Annotated in this window: 18 protein-coding genes; 5 read left to right on the forward strand and 13 right to left on the reverse strand. The window is 60.3% G+C overall.

Going from position 1 to position 20,535, the window contains the following annotated elements:
* Window positions 1-24: 24 nt before the first annotated feature.
* Window positions 25-1,548 carry a fumarate hydratase gene (locus E4P01_RS25080; protein ID WP_032879675.1) on the reverse strand — a complete coding sequence of 508 codons (1,524 nt, stop codon included), beginning with the start codon at window positions 1,546-1,548 and terminating at the stop codon, window positions 25-27.
* 217 nt (window positions 1,549-1,765) lie between these two features.
* On the opposite strand from E4P01_RS25080, the gene E4P01_RS25085 reads away from it, so the two are divergent.
* Window positions 1,766-2,698 carry an iron-sulfur-binding ferredoxin reductase gene (locus E4P01_RS25085; protein WP_216092053.1) on the forward strand — a complete coding sequence of 311 codons (933 nt, stop codon included), beginning with the start codon at window positions 1,766-1,768 and terminating at the stop codon, window positions 2,696-2,698.
* Between the two features lie 160 nt (window positions 2,699-2,858).
* On the opposite strand, the gene pyk is transcribed toward E4P01_RS25085, so the two are convergent.
* Window positions 2,859-4,310, reverse strand: coding sequence for a pyruvate kinase (gene pyk, locus E4P01_RS25090; protein ID WP_005790976.1), 1,452 nt, complete (start codon window positions 4,308-4,310; stop codon window positions 2,859-2,861).
* 176 nt (window positions 4,311-4,486) lie between these two features.
* Here pyk and E4P01_RS25095 point away from each other — a divergent pair, with 176 nt between their 5' ends.
* Window positions 4,487-4,861, forward strand: a complete 375-nt coding sequence (locus E4P01_RS25095) for a hypothetical protein (protein ID WP_103734699.1) — start codon at window positions 4,487-4,489, stop codon at window positions 4,859-4,861.
* Window positions 4,862-5,084: 223 nt separating this feature from the next.
* Window positions 5,085-5,444, forward strand: coding sequence for a PilZ domain-containing protein (locus E4P01_RS25100; protein ID WP_032881230.1), 360 nt, complete (start codon window positions 5,085-5,087; stop codon window positions 5,442-5,444).
* A 9-nt stretch (window positions 5,445-5,453) separates the two neighbouring features.
* Here the strand turns inward: E4P01_RS25100 and E4P01_RS25105 are convergent, their stop codons facing one another.
* Genes E4P01_RS25105 through E4P01_RS25130 form a run of 6 tightly spaced genes read right to left on the reverse strand, consistent with a single transcriptional unit; the run spans window position 5,454 to window position 12,124 of the window.
* Entirely contained in the window at window positions 5,454-6,785 is a 1,332-nt protein-coding gene (locus tag E4P01_RS25105; protein WP_216092052.1) for a DUF58 domain-containing protein, read from the reverse strand.
* 7 nt (window positions 6,786-6,792) lie between these two features.
* Window positions 6,793-7,788, reverse strand: a complete 996-nt coding sequence (locus E4P01_RS25110) for a MoxR family ATPase (RefSeq protein ID WP_078822203.1) — start codon at window positions 7,786-7,788, stop codon at window positions 6,793-6,795.
* Window positions 7,785-8,942 (reverse strand): DUF4350 domain-containing protein, encoded by a 1,158-nt coding sequence (locus E4P01_RS25115; protein ID WP_216092051.1) that lies wholly within the window; start codon window positions 8,940-8,942, stop codon window positions 7,785-7,787. The genes E4P01_RS25110 and E4P01_RS25115 overlap by 4 nt, the downstream gene beginning before the upstream one ends.
* Entirely contained in the window at window positions 8,939-10,468 is a 1,530-nt protein-coding gene (locus tag E4P01_RS25120; RefSeq protein ID WP_216092050.1) for a DUF4129 domain-containing protein, read from the reverse strand. Before E4P01_RS25120 ends, E4P01_RS25115 begins: the two co-directional genes overlap by 4 nt.
* Window positions 10,455-11,435, reverse strand: a complete 981-nt coding sequence (locus E4P01_RS25125) for a stage II sporulation protein M (RefSeq protein WP_216092049.1) — start codon at window positions 11,433-11,435, stop codon at window positions 10,455-10,457. The genes E4P01_RS25120 and E4P01_RS25125 overlap by 14 nt, the downstream gene beginning before the upstream one ends.
* Window positions 11,432-12,124 (reverse strand): RDD family protein, encoded by a 693-nt coding sequence (locus E4P01_RS25130; RefSeq protein WP_032879683.1) that lies wholly within the window; start codon window positions 12,122-12,124, stop codon window positions 11,432-11,434. Before E4P01_RS25130 ends, E4P01_RS25125 begins: the two co-directional genes overlap by 4 nt.
* Before the next feature lie 167 nt (window positions 12,125-12,291).
* On the opposite strand from E4P01_RS25130, the gene sbcB reads away from it, so the two are divergent.
* A complete protein-coding gene (gene sbcB, locus E4P01_RS25135) occupies window positions 12,292-13,719 on the forward strand; it encodes an exodeoxyribonuclease I (protein ID WP_216092048.1) in 1,428 nt (475 codons plus the stop codon).
* Window positions 13,720-13,809: 90 nt separating this feature from the next.
* Here sbcB and mvaT read toward each other — a convergent pair whose 3' ends face one another.
* Complete coding sequence (mvaT, locus tag E4P01_RS25140) at window positions 13,810-14,184, reverse strand: histone-like nucleoid-structuring protein MvaT (RefSeq protein ID WP_005790963.1); 375 nt, start codon at window positions 14,182-14,184, stop codon at window positions 13,810-13,812.
* Window positions 14,185-14,534: 350 nt separating this feature from the next.
* On the opposite strand from mvaT, the gene purU reads away from it, so the two are divergent.
* Window positions 14,535-15,383 (forward strand): formyltetrahydrofolate deformylase, encoded by an 849-nt coding sequence (gene purU, locus E4P01_RS25145; RefSeq protein ID WP_005790961.1) that lies wholly within the window; start codon window positions 14,535-14,537, stop codon window positions 15,381-15,383.
* Between the two features lie 124 nt (window positions 15,384-15,507).
* Here the strand turns inward: purU and E4P01_RS25150 are convergent, their stop codons facing one another.
* The 4 genes from E4P01_RS25150 to E4P01_RS25165 all read right to left on the reverse strand — a co-directional run bounded on the left by E4P01_RS25150 (window position 15,508) and on the right by E4P01_RS25165 (window position 20,509).
* Window positions 15,508-16,617 carry a lysylphosphatidylglycerol synthase transmembrane domain-containing protein gene (locus E4P01_RS25150; protein ID WP_216092047.1) on the reverse strand — a complete coding sequence of 370 codons (1,110 nt, stop codon included), beginning with the start codon at window positions 16,615-16,617 and terminating at the stop codon, window positions 15,508-15,510.
* A complete protein-coding gene (locus E4P01_RS25155; RefSeq protein WP_216092046.1) occupies window positions 16,605-17,357 on the reverse strand; it encodes a polysaccharide deacetylase family protein in 753 nt (250 codons plus the stop codon). Before E4P01_RS25155 ends, E4P01_RS25150 begins: the two co-directional genes overlap by 13 nt.
* The gene (locus E4P01_RS25160; RefSeq protein WP_148852631.1) at window positions 17,350-18,471 is read right to left on the reverse strand and encodes a glycosyltransferase family 1 protein; all 1,122 of its coding nucleotides are present in this window, start codon (window positions 18,469-18,471) and stop codon (window positions 17,350-17,352) included. The genes E4P01_RS25155 and E4P01_RS25160 overlap by 8 nt, the downstream gene beginning before the upstream one ends.
* A gap of 148 nt (window positions 18,472-18,619) precedes the next feature.
* Window positions 18,620-20,509 carry a methyl-accepting chemotaxis protein gene (locus tag E4P01_RS25165; protein WP_103734708.1) on the reverse strand — a complete coding sequence of 630 codons (1,890 nt, stop codon included), beginning with the start codon at window positions 20,507-20,509 and terminating at the stop codon, window positions 18,620-18,622.
* Between the last annotated feature and the right edge of the window lie 26 nt (window positions 20,510-20,535).

The raw sequence follows: 20,535 nt of genomic DNA on the forward strand, positions 1-20,535 counted from the left end.
CCTTTATGCTTGTGGAGAAAGCGCTTACTGCACTTCCACCGCCAGGCTCTCACTGATCTTTTTCTGCCAGATGGCAGGACCGGTGATGTGTACCGATTCGCCGTTGCTATCGACTGCAACGGTGACCGGCATGTCTTTCACGTCGAACTCGTAGATGGCTTCCATGCCCAGCTCGGCGAACGCCACCACGCGGGACTTCTTGATCGCTTGGGCCACCAGGTAGGCGGCGCCGCCCACGGCCATCAGGTACACGGCCTTATGGTCCTTGATCGCTTCGATAGCGGTAGGGCCGCGCTCGGACTTGCCGATCATGCCCAACAGGCCGGTCTGCTCGAGGATCTGACGGGTGAACTTGTCCATCCGCGTCGCGGTGGTCGGGCCCGCTGGGCCAACCACTTCCTCGCGCACCGGATCAACCGGGCCGACGTAGTAGATAAAGCGGCCCTTGAGGTCCACCGGCAGGGTTTCGCCCTTGTTCAGCATCTCGACCATGCGCTTGTGCGCCGCGTCGCGACCGGTGAGCATCTTGCCGTTGAGCAATACGGTTTCGCCCGGCTTCCAGCTCTGCACTTCTTCCGGGGTCAGGGTGTCGAGGTTGACGCGGCGGGCCGATGGGCCGGCTTCCCAGACGATTTCCGGGTAGGCGTCCAACGATGGCGCCTCCAGCGACGCCGGGCCCGAACCGTCGAGCACGAAATGCGCGTGACGGGTGGCGGCGCAGTTGGGGATCATGCACACCGGCAGGGACGCGGCGTGAGTCGGGTAGTCCATGATCTTCACGTCGAGCACGGTGGTCAGGCCACCCAGGCCCTGGGCGCCGATGCCCAGTTGGTTGACCTTCTCGAACAGCTCCAGGCGCATCTCTTCGATACGGTTCTGCGGGCCGCGCTTTTTCAGCTCGTGGATGTCGATGGATTCCATCAACACTTCCTTGGCCATTACCGCGGCTTTCTCGGCAGTGCCGCCGATGCCGATGCCGAGCATACCTGGTGGGCACCAGCCGGCACCCATGGTCGGAACGGTCTTGAGCACCCAGTCGACGATCGAGTCGGACGGGTTGAGCATAGCCATTTTCGACTTGTTCTCGGAACCGCCGCCCTTGGCCGCCACGTCCACTTCCACGGTGTTACCCGGGACGATGGAGTAGTGGATCACCGCAGGGGTGTTGTCCTTGGTGTTCTTGCGCGCGCCTGCCGGGTCGGCGAGGATCGAGGCACGCAGAACGTTTTCCGGCAGGTTGTAGGCGCGACGCACGCCTTCGTTGATCATGTCGTCCAGGCCCATGGTGGCGCCGTCCCAGCGCACATCCATGCCTACGCGCACGAACACGGTGACGATACCGGTGTCCTGGCAGATCGGGCGATGGCCGGTGGCACACATGCGCGAGTTGATCAGGATCTGGGCGATGGAGTCACGGGCCGCCGGCGATTCTTCGCGCAGGTAGGCTTCGTGCATGGCCTGGATGAAATCAACGGGGTGGTAGTAGGAAATGAATTGCAGGGCGTCGGCAACGCTCTGAATCAGGTCGTCTTGCTTGATCACGGTCATGAGTCGCGCTCCTCTATAAGGGAACATTCAATAAAGGTGGGTTCAGTGCTGCATCGGTCGGCTGAGCCCACCTTTCCAAGGCACGCCAAAGTGGTGCAGGCGCGACGCTAAAAAGGCGCGGCAGTATAACCCGGCACGGTGGCCGATACACCCGACTATGGTCAAACTGTCGCAGGCATGATTCCCTGTGCGCGCTCCTTATGCTTGAGACCCTGATATGCCTGAACTGTACGTCGGCGAACGCCACTGGCCGGTCACCACCGGCAGCAACCTGCTGGATGCCTTGAATCAGGCAGGTGTGGCCGTGCCCTACAGTTGCCGGGCCGGCAGTTGCCATGCGTGCCTGGTGCGTTGCCAGGGCGAAGTCGACGACCAGCAGCCTGACGCGCTGAGCTCGGCGCAACGCCAGGACGGGTGGCGCCTGGCGTGTCAGTGCCGGATCAGCGCTGATCTGAGGGTCGAGGCGTTTGATCCGTTGCGTGATGGCCTGCCTGCGCGGTTGGAGGGTGCCGATTGGCTGAGTCCGACGGTGCTGCGCCTGCGCCTTCAACCCGAGCGTGGCCTGCGGTACCGCGCCGGGCAGCATCTGGTGTTGTGGGCAGGGCAGGTGGCACGCCCCTATTCCCTGGCGAGCGTGCCCCAGCAGGACCCGTACCTGGAGTTTCATATCGATTGCCGTCAACCCGGGGAATTCAGCGATGCTGCTCGCCACTTCAAGGTCGGTGAGCCGTTACGCTTGGGCGAGTTGCGCGGCGGGGCGTTGCACTACGACCCTGACTGGCAAGCCCGGCCCTTGTGGCTGCTGGCCTCCGGCACTGGGCTGGGTCCGTTGTGGGGGGTATTGCGCGAAGCGCTGCGCCAGGATCACCAGGGTGCCATCCGCGTCATTCACCTGGCCCATGATGCCCAGGCTCACTACCTGGCCGAACCCCTGGCGGCGCTGACCGCGCAGCATCAGAACCTTGTGGTGGAGTTATGGACTGCAGATGAGTTGGCCCAGGCATTGGGGCAACTGCGGCTTGCTTCGCGACAAACCCTGGCCTTGGTCTGCGGGCATCCTGCCAGCGTCGAAGCCTTTTCCAAGCGCTTGTTTCTGGCGGGGCTGCCGCGTAATCAACTGTTGGCCGATGTGTTCCTGCCCCGTGGTTGAGTGCTGACTGTCGAGTACAGGCTTTGCGGGTGTACGCGGTTAACTGTGAGAGGGGGCTTGCTCCCGATGAGGCCCGACGGTTCAACACCTCAGCCGGCATTTGAAATGCAAAAAGCCCCGCCATTCTCATGGCGGGGCTTTTGTTTTTTCAGCCTGTCACTCAGACCTGTGGGTCGCCCACATGCAGGATCTTCATGCCATTGGTGCCACCGGTGGTGTGGTAGCTGTCGCCCTTGGTCAGGATGACCCAGTCGCCTTTCTCCACGACGCCGCGCTTGACCAATTCGTCGATAGCCTTCTGGCTGACTTCGTTCGGTGCCAGCGATGCCGGGTCGAACGGGATGGTGTATACGCCACGGAACATGGCCGCGCGGGCCTGGGCTTCGCGGTGCGGGGTGAACGCGTAGATTGGCACCGAGGAGCGAATGCGCGACATGATCAACGGCGTGTAGCCACTTTCGGTCAAGGCGATGATCGCTTTAACGCCCGGGAAGTGGTTGGCGGTGTACATGGCTGCCAGGGCGATGCTCTGGTCGCAGCTTTCGAAGACCTTGCCAATGCGGTGGCTGGAGGTCTTGCTGGTCGGGTGCTTTTCCGCGCCGACGCAGATGCGTGCCATGGCCTGGACGGCTTCCAGCGGGTACGGGCCGGCGGCACTTTCAGCCGAGAGCATCACGGCGTCGGTGTAGTCGAGCACGGCGTTGGCCACGTCGGACACTTCGGCGCGGGTCGGCATCGGGTTCTGGATCATCGACTCCATCATCTGGGTCGCGACGATCACCGCCTTGTTGTGGCGGCGTGCGTGCAGGATGATCTTCTTCTGGATACCGATCAGCTCGGCGTCACCGATTTCCACACCCAGGTCGCCACGGGCAACCATCACGGCGTCGGAAGCCTTGATCAGACCGTCGAGGGTTTCGTCGTCGGCCACGGCTTCGGCACGTTCGATCTTCGCTACCAGCCAGGCGGTACCGCCGGCTTCGTCGCGCAGTTTACGGGCGTATTCCATGTCGGCGGCGTCGCGAGGGAAGGACACCGCGAGGTAGTCGACTTCCATTTCGGCGGCGAGCTTGATGTCGGCCTTGTCTTTTTCAGTCAGGGCCGGCGCTGTCAGGCCGCCACCGCGGCGGTTGATGCCTTTATGGTCGGACAGCGGGCCACCGATGATCACGGTGCAGTGCAACTCGGTCGGGGTCGCAGTGTCGACGCGCATGACCACGCGACCGTCGTCCAGCAGCAGTTCGTCACCGACGCCGCAATCCTTGACCAGGTCGGGGTAGTCGATACCGACAACGTCCTGGGTGCCTTCGGTCAGCGGGTGGCTGGTGGAGAAGGTGAACTTGTCACCGATCTTCAGCTCGATCCGCTTGTTGGCGAATTTGGCGATACGGATTTTCGGGCCTTGCAGGTCACCCAGCAATGCGACGAAGCGGCCATGCTTGGCGGCAAGGTCACGCACCAGCTTGGCGCGAGCCTTGTGCTCGTCCGGGGTGCCGTGGGAGAAGTTCAGACGGGCGACGTCCAAACCAGCCAGAATCAGCTGTTCGAGGACTTCCGGCGAGTTGCTGGCCGGGCCAAGGGTGGCGACGATTTTGGTACGACGGACGGACATGCACAGACTCCTGAGTTCAAGCGCTGGGGAAGGCTACTATGCTCTTTCGTTGTAGTCATTGTTCGTTTGCACTACTTATCGACGATTGCCTTTGTTTTTGCTGCAGTTGGATGGGCAAACAGCCTTGAAGATTTTCGCCCGGGGGTCGATACACTGCACAAGACAGGAGAACCCCCATGCGAATTTTGCTTGTTGCTGCCCTGGCCGTCAGTGTTGTCGGCTGTACCCGCTGGTCGATGGACCACCATTTGAACAACGCCTACCGTGCCTATGGGGTGGGCGACTGCGCACGTGTCACCCTGGAGTTGTCCCAGGTCGATCGCGAAAGCCGTACCCGTCGCTATGTGCAACCGGAGGTTTCGATGTTGCGCGGGCAGTGCCTGGAGCGGCAGAAACTGTTTGTCGATGCCGCACAAACCTATCAGTTCATCATCAGCCAATACCCGTCGAGCGAGTATGCCTACCGCGCTCGCGCCCGGCTCGATACCTTGCAGCAGTTGGGGCATTACCAGGGCGGTGGCGTCGCAAAACCACGGCCAGCGTCGTTGTAATGAAATTTGTCATTTCATGGCTGGCCCGTTGCCAGTCTTGGGCTATTTTTTGAAGGTCTGTTTGTATAAGTTTTCATTCGAACGGATGCAAGGCCCGGATTTGGCAGCTGTCTGGTGACGAGCGGTACCTGTTGTCAAACCGGGATCCAGGGAGAGCGAGCGGTTGCTCGCTCCGAATCACTGGCACAGTCAGACTTTTGGCTATTGGATGGCGACTTTCATCATGTTTACTGCGCGACGGATCGAACGGCATCAATTGCCTTACTTTTTGCAGGTGTTCAACCGTATCACCGACAAACCAATCGGTTTTTTGGGCAATGTGTCTGAAAACGGGCTGATGTTGATCAGCCAATTACCCATGATGATCAATGTGGATTTTGAGCTGTGCCTGAAAGTACCAACGGCACAAGGCGAATTTCAGACGATTGATCTCACAGCGACCTGTTTATGGAGTCATGAGGATGTCAATCCTCAGCACTATGACTCCGGGTTCCGGGTGCAGAATGCATCCGAAGAGTACAGGCAATTGATTGATGCCCTGTTGCAGTACTTCAGCTTTGATCCTCAACAGGCTTCCGTCTGAACACAGCAGTTAGAAAACCCCGGCTTTTTTCCATCCCAGGTAGCGCGTCACCAGCGTGGCGCCCATTTCTGAAGGCAACGTGTCCAATACTGAAAGCCCATGAGCGCTCAAGCGATCATGGAGTTGGTTTCGGCTGTTGAGGTAATCGACGGTGCCACTGTAGGCCAGTGCTTCGGGCAATGTTTGCACAGGGGCCTGGCGCAGTTGATCGAGGATTTCCTCTCGCAGGCTGGCTACCAGTACGCGGTGTTGCCTACCGATTCGTCTGACGGCGCTCATCAGCGCTTCATCATCCTCGTCCCGCAGGTTGGTAATGATGATCACCAGTGCCCGGCGTTTTTGGCGTGCCAGCAATTGATGGGCGGCAGCCTCATAGTCGGCGGTGTTTCGGGTGGCCTCCAGATCGTAGACAGCATTGAGCAAAGTGTTCAACTGGCCACTGCCCTTGACCGGCTTCAGGTAGCGCGGTTGGTCGCTGGCAAAGGTGCACAACCCCACGGCGTCGCCCTGTCTCAGGGCGACGTAGCTCAAGAGCAGGCAGGCGTTGAGGGCGTGGTCGAAATGAGATAGCTCGGCATCCTGGCTGCGCATGCGCTGGCCGCAATCGAGCATGAATACGATTTGCTGGTCGCGCTCGTCCTGGTATTCCCGGGCGATCGGTGTGCGTTGACGGGCGGTGGCTTTCCAGTCGATCTGGCGCAGGCTGTCGCCTTCACGAAACTCGCGCAGTTGATGAAACTCCAGGCCTAATCCCCGGCGTTGATGTTGGCGCACGCCCAACTGGCTCAGCCAGTTATCCACACCCAGCAACTGCGCGCCATACAAGCGGGCGAAATCCGGGTAGACCCGGGTGGCGTCGTGGGTTTCGATGCATCGCCGTGCCGACCACAGCCCCAATGGGCTGGGCAGCCAAAGTTCGCAGCGACTGAAACTGAAATGTCCGCGTCGCAAGGGGCGAACGCGATAGCCCAACTCGCCGCGCTCGCCGGGGCGCAATTCAATGGATTGAGGCAGGTTATCCACACTCAGGCCATCGGGCACGTGATCGAATACCTGCACGGTCAGTGGCTGAGGAAAGTCGTGCTCCAGGCACAGGCGCACTTCTTCCCAGCGCCCCAGCGCCAGGCTGCCGGGCAGTTTCCTGTGGACGCGTGCCGTGGGGCGACGGTGCAAGCGTACGGCATCCAGCAGCGCCAGCAGCAGCAAAGCCAGCAGCAGGCCCCAGGCCACTGAATGCAAGGTTTCAGGTACCTTGAGCTGCAACGCGACGGAAGCGCCCAACAAGGTGTTCAGGCCAAGCAGCACACCCAGCCAGATCAGGAGCAGACGGGTCGGTTTCATGGGCGTGTCATTGCCTTGGCGCCGCTACTTGATCCAGCAACTGCTTGAGCACCTGATCCACCTCCAGGCCGTCGATGTCCAGTTCCGGCGCGATGCGTACCCGATGTCGCAGCACTGCCAGGGCACAGCCCTTGATGTCATCGGGTGTGACGAATTCTGCACCACGCAACAGCGCCCGGGCACGGCCGCCGCGTACCAGGGCGATAGAGGCCCTGGGCCCGGCACCGATGGTCAGTCCTGGCCAACTGCGTGTGGCGCGCGCCAGGCGCACAGCGTAATCGAGCACCTGTTCATCCAGGGGCACGTCACTGGCGATCTGCTGCATCAGCACCACATCCTCGGCCTGCAGCACAGTGCGCAACGGCTGCACATCCAGCATGTCTGCCCTGGATGAGCGCGTCACTTCGCGGACCATGTCCAGTTCTTGTTGGGCGTCGGGGTAGTCCATGCGGACCTTGAGCATGAACCGGTCCAACTCGGCCTCGGGCAACGGGTAGGTGCCTTCTTGCTCGATGGGGTTCTGGGTCGCCAGCACCATGAACGGCTCGCCGATGGGCAATGCCTCGCCCTCAAGGGTGACTTGGCGTTCCTGCATGGCTTCGAGCAACGCTGCCTGGGTCTTGGCCGGGGCGCGATTGATTTCGTCGGCCAGCAACAGGTGGGTAAACAATGGCCCCTTGCGCAGTTTGAACTGTTCGGTCTGCAGGTCGTACACGGCGTGGCCGGTGACATCGCTGGGCATCAGGTCCGGGGTGAACTGGATACGGGCGAAATCACCGCCAAAGCATCGGGACAGGGCACGTACCAGCAAGGTCTTGCCGAGCCCGGGTACGCCTTCGAGCAGTACATGGCCGCCTGCGATCAAGGCGGTGAGCACATCGTCAATCACCTGATCCTGGCCAATCACTGCCTTGCGCAATTCCACACGCAGGGCCTGGGCTTGCTGGCTGGCACGTTGCAGGTTCTCGGCGGTCAGGGCGGTGGCCATTGGAGAGTCGCTCATAAGGCATTCCTGAGGGTTTGCAGGCACGCAACCTGTCGGCTGAAGTCGGCGCTGGAGAGCCGTTTCTGCGTCAGTGGTTCGAGCGCCTGGCTGATGATGTGAGGGGGTTGTCGCGTCAGGTGTTCCAGCACCTGCCACTGCTCTGCTGTATCGAGATGCTCAAAGCCTGGATGGCGTCGCCGGGCGGCGCGCAGGATGTCGTGCTGCAAGGCTTGCAGCAAGGTGCCCTGGCCGCTGCGGCGCAGCAGGAAATCGGCGCTGGCCTTCAAATGTTCCTGGAGCTGCCGACGTGCCTTGGGCGTCGGTGCCTGGATCGGGCCCTGGCGCATGGCGGCCTGCCATAGCGCCAGGGCAAGCAGTGCCGCAAGGGCGACGAGGGCCTGTGGGAAATATCGAATCAACAGGGTAAACAGATCGTCCGTTTCACTGTTGAACAGCAAGGTGACGTCAGTCTCCTGGGTCAGGTACCACAGTAACCAGGCGTTATCGTGTTGGCCGATGCTTGGGGTTTTCCACAGGTCGCTATCGGTAATCACAGTGACGCGGCCGTGCCCCAGGTTGAGTTGCATCAGGTGGCTTGAATGGGCGCTGTTGGCGGAAAACTGCGCCAGGTGTTTGGGGTCGATGAGGTTGAAGTCGGTGTCAAAAATGAAATACGCCGGGGCGGTTTCGTTGTCGACATAAAGCCTGGTCAAGTCTGCCGCAGGCTTTTTACGGGCAGGCGCCGGTTCGTCGAAGGTTTCGCTCAAAGCCTGGTGGATATCAAGGCGATCAAGCAGCAGGTCGCCGCTCTTGCTGGTCTCCTCGTCCCACAATGCCTCGGCGACCAGCAGCAAGTGCCCGCCGGCGTTTGTCCAACCCAGCAGTTGCTCGACCTGGCGCGGGGTCATGTTGCTGCGTTCCCCCAGCAGCAACAGGCTATGACCTTTGGCGGGTAGGTCCGCGAGCCGTTCAAGGCCGTTGGCGCGTTCCACCACCAGGCCTTGCTGGTGCAGGAAATGCTCGGCGGCCAGATAAGGATTGGCGAGTGCATCCGGCGATGGGCCGCGATCCACCACTTCGTCATAGGGGATTGCCTTGTGCCAGGCGTACAAGCCACCCATGCCCAGCAGGCACACCAGCAGCAGCGCCACCCACAATAATGGCCGGTTCATTGGCTGGCTCCGTCATTGAACAGAGCGCGCCAATCGCTGCACAGCTTTTGTTGGGTCGAGGAGGGCGGCAGGCGATGACCATAGGCGAGGTTTTGCCAGTGACGCGTCAGTTCGTCACTGAACGCCAGCAACTGCGGTTGTTGCAAGTGTCGAACGCGCTCCAGCACCTGGCCTTCGGTGTCGGCGCTTTTGAGCGGCAGGTCGAATTCATGCAGCAGCCGGCTGAGCAGGCCGCGATACAGCAGGCCAAGGGCTTGCCTTGGCTGAGTGGGCCATAGTTGTTCGGCGGCGCTGGCGATGTCTTGCGGCAATGTATCGAGCCCCAGCTCAAGCCCGAACAACTGAGCGGGGGTAGGTGTGGCGGTCGCAGGGCGGGCGCGCCGGCTGCGGCTGACAAAGGTGCGTAGCCACTCACGGTAACGCCACACCACCAGGGCCAGCCCACCAATCACCAGGCTCCACAATAGTATTTCCAGGGTTTTGGCGAGGGGCTTGAAGGTATCGCTGTTGAGGTTGTCGAGTAAGGCCTGGAGCCAACCGGGTAATTTACCGTCGCCACGGGCTGTGCTTTTAACCGGTGTTTTTTCTTCACCAAACCGATAACGGGTGACGGTTTCCGGATTCTTGAAGGGCGGCTTGTCCAGCAGTGCCTTGATGGACTGACTGGCAGCCTGGGTATTGAGTGGCTTATGGCCCGTTGATTCATCGGCCATGGCGGGTGGGCTGAACGGTATGAGCGTCAGCCCGACGACCAGCAACAACAGCGACGCAGCACTGCTCAGGCGCTGACGCAAACGGCGCAATACCAACTCCAGGTCCCAGGCTTCCAGAGCCGTACGCCGATTGAGGTACAGGCTGAAACCACAGGCAACGTAGATGGGTTCCCAGAACACCAGGATCAGCGCGTAAAAGGCATTGCCCAGGTGCTCCAGCCACAGCACGTTCGGGCTGGTTGCCAGTGCCAGGCGTTGCCAGTCCCAATCCATTTCCAGCTGCTGCGGGATGAATAAATAGAACAGCGCCATGGCGCCGAACCACAGGCCGATTTCCAGGTGTACGCCGATAATGGTCAGCCAGCGGGCGGCACCAGCGTTACGTTGCAGCAATATCCCCAGGCGCTGTTGCCGCGCCTGACCCTCGAGGCCTTCAAGTTGACTTACCGGCAACGTAAAGCTGCGGCTCATGCTCAGGCGTCGCCAGGTCAGGCTGGCGAACAGTTGCCCCTTGAGCAGTTGCGGCCACTGGCGAACTGCCTGTTTGAGACGGGGGGGCTCGCCAAACAGGGCTTTGGAAAGAATGTACAGCGGCAAGCGGTCAAAGGCCGGCTTGAGCCACCAGAACAGAAACATGGCCAGCGACGGGTAATTCCACAGCAGCACGGTCAGCGAGATAAACACCGGCAGGCTCACCATTGCCCAACTGCCCATCAGCAGCAAACGATGTTCCCTGGCCATCAGTACGCCCAGGTCCATGGCTTCCCAGGAAGTGCGCGGGCGGATCACCACGCTGGCGTCAGTCAGGCGCATGGCGAGTCCGTCCGGCGAAGATCAGGTAAATGGCCACCAGCAGCCAGAGCGCGGTGCCTACCAGGTATTTGAGCCAGGGCTCGATGTGGGTGGTGGAGGACCAATAGGCTTCGATGAACGCCGCGATCAGCAGAAACACCATGACGCCGCAGAGTATCCGCACACTTTTGTGGGCTGCCAGGCGCAAGGCCTCGCTACGTGCCAGCCGCCCGGGAGCGATCAGTGACCAACCCAATTGCAAACCCGCGGCACCGGCCAGCGCAATGGCGCTCAATTCGAATGCGCCATGACCGATGACGAATGACCAGAAGGTTTGACCATAGCCAATGTCGGTCAGGTGCCCTGAGACAGCGCCGATGACCAAGCCGTTGAAAATCAGGAAGAACACGCTGCCCAGGCCAAACAACAGGCCGGCGGCAAACGTCTGGAAGGCGATGCCGATGTTGTGCATCACGTAATAGCCAAACATCATCCAGTCCTCGCTGGCTGCACGCTCGGCAGCGCGCCCCAGACGACTGGCGGCGGGGTCGTACATGCCCTGCATCTCGGCCACCTGTTGGGCGCTGACGATGCTGTAGATCAGGTCGGGGAACAGGTAGACCAGCAGTGCAATGCCCACCAGGCTGCCGAAGAACAGCAGACCGGCGATCAGTACGAAGCGCCACTGTTCACGTACCAGGCATGGGAAATCGGCGAGCAGGAACGCCAGCATCTTGGCCGCCAGTTGGCTGCGATGGCGATACAATTGTTGATGGCCGCGCAGCGCCAGTTGCTGCAGCCGGTCTACCAGGTAGCTGCTGTAGCCACGCTGTTGGGCCAGGGCCAGGTGTTGGCACAGGCGTCGATACTGGTGAGGGAAGTCAGCCACTCCGCCAGCCTTGGCTTTGCCTTGCTCCAACTGCTCAAGTTGCTGCGCGAAGGTTTGCCATTGCTGCTGGTGGCGGCTTTCAAAAAGACTCTGCTTCATGTCGGCCCCAATAAGCCACGGGCCACACCGTTGAGTTGCTCCACGGCGCGTGCCGGAGGCACTTGCAGGGGCGTGGCGAGGATCGCCGCCAGTTCATGAACGCGTTCGGCAGACAGCTCCGCCTGGCGCTCGGCAAAACCGAGGATGGCCCGCTGTTCGCTCAACTCCAGTGCAAAGGGCAGCCGCAGCGCGGCGGCTTGAGGGATACGCGGGCGCACCAGCGGTAGTTCGCGGTAGACCACCAGTGTGCCGGCGGCCAGATCGCCCAGACGCTTGAAGTGCGGGTGTTGCAGGCAGCTGATCGCACCGAGGAAATAACCAAAAGGCAGCATGTCGACAAAGCGCAGCAGGTTGCGGATCAGCGACGCCGACCAGCCAATCGGGGTGCCGTCATCCTGCACCACCCGCAGGCCCATGACCTGCTTGCCCGGCGAGCAGCCCTGGTTGAGCACTTCAAACAGCACCATGTACCACCAGCTCACCAGGAACAGCAGCAGCGACCCCAGCCCGATGCCAATATTGCCCAGCAGCGCCAGGGGCACCAGCAGGATGCCCATGATGATGCCACGCACACCCAGGTCGAATGCAAAAGCCAATGCCCGGGATGGCAGGCCGGCAGGGCGCAAGGGCAGGTCGATCCCCTCCGGGGTCTCGATTTGGTAATGGGTATCCAAAGGAGCTGGCGGCATTGCGATCCCTGGCAGTGCAAAGTGGTTAGGAGACACGGATGCTAGCAGTGTCGACGCTGGAAGCAACCACTCAAGGTTTTGCTGGATATTTATACAGTAAAGGTATCGCTGGCCCCAGGCACCTTGCAGCGCCTAGACTTTGTCGGTCTTCAGCACAGGAATAGCCCGTGACCTCGATTTTCTGGTACGACTATGAAACCACCGGTATCAACCCGCGCAACGATCGCCCGCTCCAGGTAGCCGGTATTCGCACCGATCTCGAACTCAACGAGGTCGGTGCGCCGATCAATCTTTATTGTCAGCCCGGCGACGATATTCTGCCCCATCCGGCTGCGTGCGCGATCACCGGTATCACGCCAGGCGTCCTGGCACAGAAGGGCCTTGCCGAAGCCGACTTCATGACCCGGGTGCACGCCGAGTTGGCCGCGCCAGGCACCTGCGGCGCCGGTTACAACACGCTGCGGTTTGACGATGAAATGACGCGCTACAGCCTGTACCGCAATTTTTTCGACCCTTACGCGCGCGAGTGGCAGGGCGGTAACAGCCGTTGGGATTTGATCGACGTGATGCGCACTGCCTATGCGCTGCGGCCGGAGGGCATTATCTGGCCTGAGCAGGACGGGCGCGTGACGCTCAAGCTGGAGCGGCTGACCCACGCCAATGGTATCGACCATGGTCAGGCACACGATGCGTTATCTGATGTGCGTGCAACCATCGCCCTGGCGCGATTGGTTCGGCAAAAGCAGCCCAGGCTGTACGAGTGGTTATTTCAACTGCGCAGCAAGCAGCGAGTTATGGATGAGGTGCGGTTGTTGCAACCAATGGTGCATATCTCCGGGCATTTTTCCGCCGAGCGCCATTACCTGGGCGTGGTCTTGCCCCTGGCCTGGCACCCGCGCAACCGCAATGCGTTGATCGTCTGCGACCTTGGGCTCGACCCACAGGGGTTGCTGGACCTGGATGCACAGACCTTGCGCGAGCGCCTCTATACGCGCCGTGATGAGTTGGCGGACGGTGAACTGCCGGTGCCCCTCAAGTTGTTGCATATCAACCGCTGCCCGGTGGTAGCACCGTTGAAGGTGTTGCGTGCGCAAGACCGCGAGCGTCTGCAACTGGATATGAACACCTATCAGGCGCGGGCGCTGCGGCTAACTGACGCACAGGAAGTTTGGCGCGACAAGTTGGCGGCCATTTACGCCGAGGAAGACTTTGCCTCGAATGCAGACCCGGAGCAGCAGCTCTACGATGGTTTTATTGGCGATCGGGATCGCCGGTTATGTGAACAAGTTCGCATGGCAGAGCCCGCCCAATTAGCACATCAATCGTGGCCGTTCGATGATCATCGTTTGCCGGAATTATTATTTCGCTATCGCGCACGTAACTTCCCTGAAACCTTGAATACAGAGGAACAACAACGCTGGAGACTTTTCTGTCAGCAACGTTTGTCAGATCCGCAGTGGGGAGCACCGAATACCCTGATGGCATTTAAGCAGGCGCGCGAGGAGTTGGCGCTTAGTGCCACCTCATTTCAGTGCCAGGTGCTGGATCAATGGCAGGAGTATGCCGATTCTTTAGCGGCCCGCCTGAGCCTGTAGGCCGGTAATTGCTGAGTATTCAGACAATAAAAAACGCCAGCAAGCTGGCGTTTTTAATGTGTAGCGTATCGGGTGAACGTCCGACCAGGCTTAGCCCAGCAGAGTCGCCCAACCTTCAACTACGTCACCGCCCCACTTGGCTTTCCACTCTTTCAGAGTTTTGTGGTTGCCACCTTTGGTTTCAATCACTTCGCCGTTGTGCGGGTTTTTGTATTGCTTGACTTTGCGAGCACGCTTGGTGCCGGTAGTTTTTACAGCGCCGCGCGGCGCTTTAACTTTCGACTCTGGATCCAGCAGCGCGATGATGTCACGCAGGGATTTGGAGTATTCACCCATCAGGGTGCGCAGTTTGCCTTCGAATTCCAGCTCGGTTTGCAGCTTGTCGTCTTGGGACAGGTTCTTCAAACGGGCTTGCAGCTCTTTGATTGCTTCTTCGGTGGCGCGGTATTCGTTGATCAGGGACATGTGGACTACCTTATGTAGAACGCTGATTGACAGGGTGAGTGGCCTAATAATAGTCAGGCAATTTCACCAAGTAAACATTTAAGAAAATATTTATGTGAAGCAGATTGAATGTTTGTGGCAAAGCGATGCAAAAGTGTTAATTGGCAGCCGTTACGCCGAAAGATAAATACCTTAAATTTTCGCTAACTGTCTGGGCGTGCCGTTGTACGGTCATATAGCGATGGTAAAGCCTTACGCTATTAAGGGCTGTTGCCACCAGGCGGCTGCAGAATAAGGCGCAAGGAATACTGCAGTTTTTCTGCGCAATCGCTAGAATAGCGGCCTTTGCGAAGTTCTGGAGTTTCCCCCTAATGCGCACTTTTCGGCTGGTGATTGCTTGCCCGGACCGGGTTGGCATCGTTGCCAAGGTCAGTAACTTTCTGGCTTCCCACAATGGTTGGATCACCGAGGCGAGCCATCACTCGGACGATCTCAGCGGTTGGTTTTTCATGCGTCACGAAATTCGTGCCGATACGCTGCCCTTTGGCCTGGAAGCTTTCCGCGAGGCGTTTGCGCCCATCGCTGAAGAGTTTTCGATGACCTGGCACATCACCGACACGGAACAGAAAAAACGCGTGGTGCTGATGGCCAGCCGCGAATCCCACTGCCTGGCAGATCTACTGCACCGCTGGCACAGCGACGAGCTGGACTGCGAGATCGCCTGCGTGATCTCCAACCATGACGACCTGCGCAGCATGGTCGAGTGGCATGGCATCCCGTATTACCACGTACCGGTCAACCCGCAAGACAAGGAGCCGGCATTCGCCGAGGTGTCGCGCCTGGTCAAGCAGCACGAAGCGGATGTGGTGGTGCTGGCGCGCTATATGCAGATCCTGCCACCTGAACTGTGCCGCGAATACGCCGGCAAGGTGATCAATATCCATCACAGTTTCTTGCCATCGTTTGTTGGGGCCAAGCCGTATCACCAGGCTTCCCTGCGCGGCGTGAAATTGATTGGCGCGACGTGCCACTACGTCACCGAAGAGCTGGACGCCGGCCCGATCATCGAACAGGACGTGGTGCGTGTCAGCCACAGTGACAGCATCGAAGACATGGTGCGGTTTGGCCGGGACGTCGAGAAGATGGTGCTGGCCCGTGGCCTGCGTTACCACCTGGAAGATCGGGTATTGGTACACGGCAACAAGACCGTGGTGTTCTGATCGTTCGGGTTTGGTTGAATAAGCAGGGGCCTGGGAGTAAAACTCCTCAGGCCCTTTTTTATTCCTGCTATCAAGGAGGCCTCTATGACCGATCCACTCGATAAAGCCACCTCCAGGGCGCCCGCTACGGTGGGCGAGGGTTGTCTGAGTCGCTACGACCCGCAGGCACTGGGCGCCGAGGATGGTACTGAGTTTCCCGATGCGGCCCGTTTGTGGGAACAGCTGCAGGCGCAGGACGAGCCGCCTGTCGACCCTGTAAAAGACGCTTGAACAGCGGTTTGCCGACCATCAGCACAAAGACCGGGGCGCCGGCCAGCAGATAGAAGTAATAGGTGACCGCCCGCCAGATCAGGATTGCCGCTGCCGCAGTGGACTTGCCGACCATGGGGGCCAGTAAGGCCGCTGATGTCAGCTCTGCTGCTCCCGCCCCGCCCGGCAACAGACTGAACTGCCCCGCCGTCAGGGACAGCATCTGGATCAGGAAGCTCAAGGCCCACTGCACATCCCCGCCCAAACCGCGCAGCGCCAGGTACAACACGCTGTAGCGCAACAACCAATGCAGGCTGGTCAGCGCGAACACTCCGAGCAACAAGGGCCAGGGTAATTTCAGTGTGGCAGTGAACGCCGCGAGAAAACGCAGCAACCTGCGAGCCCAGCGCCGACGGGTGGGGGCCCTTACCCTAATGGCCTTGAGCATCGCGCCGGCCAGGCGAATCAGCCGACGATGAAAACGCACCACCGCCAGGCCACTGATGATCCCGCCGATCATCGATATGACACTGAGCCCCAGCAACCATTCCAGGCGCGGGTTGAGGCTATGGAACAGCGCATACAAAACGATTCCCGCCAAGGCGCACAGAAAAAACAGCAAATCGCTCAACTGGTCCATGGCGAATACCGCGCTCGCACGGGCAGGGCGTATGCCATTGCGCGCCAGCAACGCCATCAGGGTCAGCGGTCCGCCGCTGCCGCCGGGCGTGGCGCACATGGCGAACTCGGTCGATATCACTGCCCCCAGGCTTTTGAGCCGTCCCAGTTGGCTGCCTTGCTCGCCCAGCAACAGGCGCAGACGCAGGCTGTTGATCAGCCAGCAGCCGATAATCATGGCAAACATCCCCACTAGTTGGGGCAAGGGAAACTGCCGCAGGCGCGCAACCGTTTCGCCGCCGCCCAGCCATACGGGTATCAACAGTGCGACCAAGAGGGCCAACAGCAGCCAGATCAATCGGCCCATGACTGCGTCTTCAGCCAGGCGGCCTTGGTGTGGGGGCGACGACCCGCGTTGAGCAGGCGTTGCAGGGTTTGCAGCCAGTAACGACGGGAAAACTCGTGGCGCATGTCCACCGGGTGCAATCCCAATCGGATCAGCGGGGCCTCGCGCCAGCGCTGTTCGCGCCGGTCGCTGAGCACTTTGGACAGCCTGCGGCGCCAGGCGCTGCGGGCACTCCAGACCAGACCCGGGGCATCGATAGGGGTGAAGTCAGGCAGGCGATAAAGATGCTGCGGGTCGCTGGTGTAGCAAAGCGGTAACTGGCGCAACGCCTGGCGGGTGCCTTCGCTCATCAACCAGGCCGGGGCGACAAAGCCGTGCAACGGCCAGTCATTGCGCTGGAATATTTCGATGCCGGCAGTAAGACGCCGCAACGCCTCGGCCTCGGACAACTGGTAAAACTCGCCTTCATGGGTGTAGATGCGCCGCATGAACCACTCTTTCGGCGAACGCGGCGCAGGTTGGTCGTCGCAGTGGTAATAGCCGTGCAAGGCGAGTTCGTCGCCCTTGGCGACGCGGCTGTCGAGCAGCTGGCGAAAATCGCGGTGGGCTGCCAGGGCATCATGGTGATGGAAGTCCGGCACCACCAGCCAGGTGATGGGCACGTTGCCCAAGGCATCGACGGCCTCGACAAAGGGCCGGTAGTCGGCCCAGGTGCTCGGTGCCACGTCGTGCAGCACCAGCATCAGCGCAGGTTCAGCCATGGGCGAGCATCGGCTTATGACTGCCCAGCACCGAGTGGTAATGCCCCAGCAGGCTGTCGACCACCGTGTCCCACGCGTAATGCTGCTCGACATGGCGCCGAGCCTGGGCGCCCAAACGCCGGCTGTCGGTGCTGAACAATTCGCGCACCGAATCGGCCATCGCCTTGGGATCGTTGGGGGCACACAGCAGGCCACAGCGCTCATCGACAATCTCGGTAAAGGCCCCGGCCGCGACGGCGACGACCGGGATGCCACTGGCCATGGCTTCCAGAATCACCAGGCCGAAGGTTTCCTGGTCGCCGCCATGCAACAAGGCGTCGGCGCTGGCCATCAGCCGGGCGACATGGTGAGCGGGGCGGAAACCATCTATCACAGTGACATTGTCCGGCACGCTGGCTGGCATACCGGAGCCCACCAGCAACAAGTGGTAGCCCTCGCCCAGGCGCTTCATGCAGTTGAGCAGTACCGGCAGGTTCTTCTCCTTGGAACCGCGTCCGGCGAAGATCAACAGCCGTGTATCTTGGCCAATTCCCAGTTCGGCACGCAGGCCGGGGTCGCGCGCATCCGGGGTGAAGGTGTGCAGGTCAACCCCCAGAGGTTGGACGAAGACGTTTTTTACCCCGAGTCCACTGAGTTTGTCGGCCATTACCTGGCTGGGGGCGAGCACCCGGTCAAAATTCCCATAGAGTTTGCTGACATAGGCTTCAACGTTGGGAGTAAACCAGGGCCCCATGCGGTTGCTCACCAGCAGCGGCAGGTCGGAGTGGTAGAAGCCGATGATCGGCACATCCAACTGACGCCGGGCATCCAGCGCTGCCCAGGCAGTCAGGTATGGATCGCCGACTTCGATCAGATCGGGCTGTAAATCGTGCAGGACATTTCGCCAGGGCGCCAGGCGAAGGGGGAAGCGGTAACCCTTGCCAAAGGGCAGGGCAGGGGCCGGTACTTTGAAGACCCCGTCCTGTTCGCTCAAGTGCGCGCCGGGGATCAACAGGCTATGGCGAATCCCGGGCTTGAGCGCCAGACGTCGATGCTTGGCATCGAGGTAAGTGCGTACGCCACCGCTTGCCGGGGCGTAGAACATGGTTATGTCAGCGATATGCACGATGAACATCCCTCCTATCCATTGCTCTCCCTAGATGGACCTGAGGTAAGGATAGATGTTCGGTTTAGATTCGCAGGATGAAGGTGGCGGGAGCGGAAAAATGCACTGTGTAGGAGCGAGCTTGCTCGCTCCTACAGGTGGATTAAGGTGGGGGACCTCAGATCCGGAAGCTACCCACCAATTGCTTCAGGCGCGAGGCCTGTTGTTCCAGGTCCGAGCAGGCGCGCAGCGTCGATTGCAGGTTTTCCACCCCTTCCTGATTGAGGGTGTTGATCTCGGTGATGTCCATGTTGATCGACTCCACTACCGAGGTCTGTTCTTCAGTGGCGGTGGCGACCGACTGGTTCATGCCGTCGATCTCGCCAATGCGCTGGGTCACGCTGTTCAAGCGCTCACCGGCCAGGTTGGCGATTTCAACGCTGTCCAGGCTGTGACGCTGGCTTTCACTCATGGTACTGACCGAATCGCGCGCGCCCACTTGTAGCTCCTCGATCATCGTTTGCACCTGTTGCGCCGATTCCTGAGTGCGATGGGCCAGGTTGCGCACTTCATCGGCCACCACCGCAAAGCCACGCCCGGCTTCCCCGGCGCGCGCCGCTTCGATGGCGGCGTTGAGCGCCAGCAGGTTGGTTTGCTGGGAAATGCTGGTGATCACTTCCAGGATCTGGCCGATATTCACTGTTTTGTTGTTAAGTGCTTCGATATTGCTGCTGGAGGCGCTGATCATGCTCGATAACTGCGTCATTGCCTTGATATTGCGCTCAACCACTTGCTGGCCGTCTTCAGCCAAATGCCGGGCGTCGCTGGCCTGATTGGAGGCTTGCGCAGCGTTGCGCGCGATCTCTTGGGCGGCGGCACCCAGTTGGTTGATGGCGGCGGCGACGCTGTTGGTGCGGTTGGCTTGTTCGTCGGAGTTGACCATCGACGAATTGGAGGCGCTGACCACGCGCAGCGCCACTTCATTGACCTGCTCGGTGGCTGACGAGACTTCGCGAATCGAGGTGTGGATGCGCTCGACGAAGCGGTTGAAGGCCGTACCCAGGGTGCCGAACTCATCGTTGTTCTGGATGATCAGGCGCCGTGTCAGGTCACCCTCGCCGTCGGCGATGTCCTGCATGGCCCGGGTCATCAGGTGCAGCGGTTGCAGCAGCACGCGGATCAACATGCCCAGCAAGGCGATGATGATCACCACCGCGATGATCGTGGCGATCACGGCTGATGTACGGAACTCACTGAGCATGGCGAACGATTTGGCTTTATCCACCGACACACCCAGGTACCAGTTCACCGATGGCAGGCCCTTGATCGGGGTGAAGGTCACGATGTTGGTTTTGCCGTTGGCTTGTACTTCGCTGAAGTCGCTGCTGATCTTCGGCGTGTCCTTTGGATACACGTCAGCCAGGGTCTTCATCACCAGGGTTTTGTCCGGGTGCACCAGCACCTTGCCGTCGGCACTGACCAGGAAGGCATAACCCATGCCGCCGAAATCCAGCGCGCCAATGTTATCCACCAGGGTTTGCAGGCTCAGGTCGCCGCCTACCACACCGATACTTTGGCCGCCCTTGGCGCTGGGGGTGGCCACGGAGATGATCAGTTGCCCGGTGGCCGCGTCTATATAAGGTTCGGTCAGGGTTGAGCCATTGCTGGCCTGGGCGCCCTTGTACCAGGGGCGAACACGCGGGTCGAAGCCGTCGGGCATCTTGGTGTCAGGGCGAATGGTGAAGGTGCCCTGGCTGTCACCCACGTAGGTCGCCATGAACGAAGACGTCAGCGCTTTCTGTTCCAGCAGGCTGGCAACCACGGACGGTTCAGGATTGATGGCAATGTTTTGCGCAGCGTTTTCCACCAGGGCGATACGCCCGGTGAGCCAGGTCTGGATATTGCTGGCGGTAACGTCGCCCATTTCGTGCAGGTAGTTATTGAGGTCGTCACGAATCGCATTGCGCTGCAGGTAGTCGTTGTAAAGGGTAAACAACGCGAAGGCGGCGATGACGATAAGGGAGGCTGCAAGCAGGATCTTGTGGCTGAAGCGCAGATTTTTATTCATGGCTTGTAGGGTCCGCTAAGGTCTTA

Origin of the sequence: Pseudomonas sp. NCIMB 10586 (assembly GCF_023127895.1) — a bacterium.
Classification (GTDB): Bacteria; Pseudomonadota; Gammaproteobacteria; order Pseudomonadales; family Pseudomonadaceae; genus Aquipseudomonas; species Aquipseudomonas synxantha_A.

Bases quoted from the DNA above. Each gene is read 5' to 3' on its own strand.
- E4P01_RS25165 (WP_103734708.1), bottom strand. From the start codon at position 20,509: ATGAATAAAAATCTGCGCTTCAGCCACAAGATCCTGCTTGCAGCCTCC.
- purU (WP_005790961.1), top strand. From the start codon at position 14,535: ATGCGCACTTTTCGGCTGGTGATTGCTTGCCCGGACCGGGTTGGCATC.
- E4P01_RS25160 (WP_148852631.1), bottom strand. From the start codon at position 18,471: ATGTTCATCGTGCATATCGCTGACATAACCATGTTCTACGCCCCGGCA.
- E4P01_RS25155 (WP_216092046.1), bottom strand. From the start codon at position 17,357: ATGGCTGAACCTGCGCTGATGCTGGTGCTGCACGACGTGGCACCGAGC.
- E4P01_RS25115 (WP_216092051.1), bottom strand. From the start codon at position 8,942: ATGAACCGGCCATTATTGTGGGTGGCGCTGCTGCTGGTGTGCCTGCTG.
- E4P01_RS25110 (WP_078822203.1), bottom strand. From the start codon at position 7,788: ATGAGCGACTCTCCAATGGCCACCGCCCTGACCGCCGAGAACCTGCAA.
- E4P01_RS25120 (WP_216092050.1), bottom strand. From the start codon at position 10,468: ATGCGCCTGACTGACGCCAGCGTGGTGATCCGCCCGCGCACTTCCTGG.
- E4P01_RS25095 (WP_103734699.1), top strand. From the start codon at position 4,487: ATGCGAATTTTGCTTGTTGCTGCCCTGGCCGTCAGTGTTGTCGGCTGT.
- E4P01_RS25125 (WP_216092049.1), bottom strand. From the start codon at position 11,435: ATGAAGCAGAGTCTTTTTGAAAGCCGCCACCAGCAGCAATGGCAAACC.
- mvaT (WP_005790963.1), bottom strand. From the start codon at position 14,184: ATGTCCCTGATCAACGAATACCGCGCCACCGAAGAAGCAATCAAAGAG.
- E4P01_RS25085 (WP_216092053.1), top strand. From the start codon at position 1,766: ATGCCTGAACTGTACGTCGGCGAACGCCACTGGCCGGTCACCACCGGC.
- E4P01_RS25105 (WP_216092052.1), bottom strand. From the start codon at position 6,785: ATGAAACCGACCCGTCTGCTCCTGATCTGGCTGGGTGTGCTGCTTGGC.
- E4P01_RS25150 (WP_216092047.1), bottom strand. From the start codon at position 16,617: ATGGGCCGATTGATCTGGCTGCTGTTGGCCCTCTTGGTCGCACTGTTG.
- E4P01_RS25080 (WP_032879675.1), bottom strand. From the start codon at position 1,548: ATGACCGTGATCAAGCAAGACGACCTGATTCAGAGCGTTGCCGACGCC.
- E4P01_RS25100 (WP_032881230.1), top strand. From the start codon at position 5,085: ATGTTTACTGCGCGACGGATCGAACGGCATCAATTGCCTTACTTTTTG.
- E4P01_RS25130 (WP_032879683.1), bottom strand. From the start codon at position 12,124: ATGCCGCCAGCTCCTTTGGATACCCATTACCAAATCGAGACCCCGGAG.
- pyk (WP_005790976.1), bottom strand. From the start codon at position 4,310: ATGTCCGTCCGTCGTACCAAAATCGTCGCCACCCTTGGCCCGGCCAGC.